Annotated in this window: 2 pseudogenes; both read right to left on the bottom strand. The window is 58.5% G+C overall.

The features are described 5' to 3' along the window. Window positions 1-482 (bottom strand): annotated as a pseudogene (locus tag HMPREF3178_RS21665) (FimD/PapC N-terminal domain-containing protein); the annotation flags it as partial. 72 nt (window positions 483-554) lie between these two features. Next, a pseudogene (locus HMPREF3178_RS31865) lies at window positions 555-682 on the bottom strand (molecular chaperone FimC); the annotation flags it as partial.

A 682-nucleotide genomic window follows, 5' to 3' on the forward strand; every position in this document is an offset into this window, starting at 1 on the left:
AAACGCCTGGGGTACGGTCAGGTACAGCCGCTGCTGCCCGGCATCAAAGCGGGTGGTGGCGTCTTTGATCATTTCGGTTAACGGTACGCAGGCATCTGCCGCCATCACATCGATACCGGCAATGGCGGACGTGTTGACGCCCATGCTGGCCAACTGTCCGCGCGTCAGGCAGGGTGCCAGTCCGTGGCCTTTTTCATCAACATTAAAGGTAATATCGCGGGTGGCCTATACCCGTCATTGAGGTAGATATCCGCGCGGTAGGTACCCGGCGGCAGCTCCTGGCCTTTTTCAAAACCGGACAGATCCGCCACGGCAGCGGGATCGTCCGCTAAAAAACGTGGGTTGAAATAGAGTTCTGCCTGCGCGTAAAAAGCCGGTGAGGCCAGCAAAAGGGCAAGGGGGATCTGCGCAAATGCGCGAGCAGCTCCTGGAGTAACACGCCGGGAGCCCAGGTGGTCGAGTCCATATTTCAGATGTGACATAGTCCCTCCGGTAAAAGTCGCCCGGCTGTCAGTTCTTATTTTTATTTCCGGGAGAACGCGGTCTCCCGTCAGTTATTGCGTAGCGCCCTGCATCCGCGGGGTCAGCGCGCCGTAGTCGTTAATCGTCCGGTATGTAATCTCGCGACCCGCATCGGCGGGTAAGCTGACGCTGGCTTCACCCATCGGCGGAACCAGCGCAT

It is taken from the genome of Klebsiella sp. HMSC09D12 (assembly GCF_001808475.1).
GTDB lineage: Bacteria > Pseudomonadota > Gammaproteobacteria > Enterobacterales > Enterobacteriaceae > Klebsiella > Klebsiella oxytoca.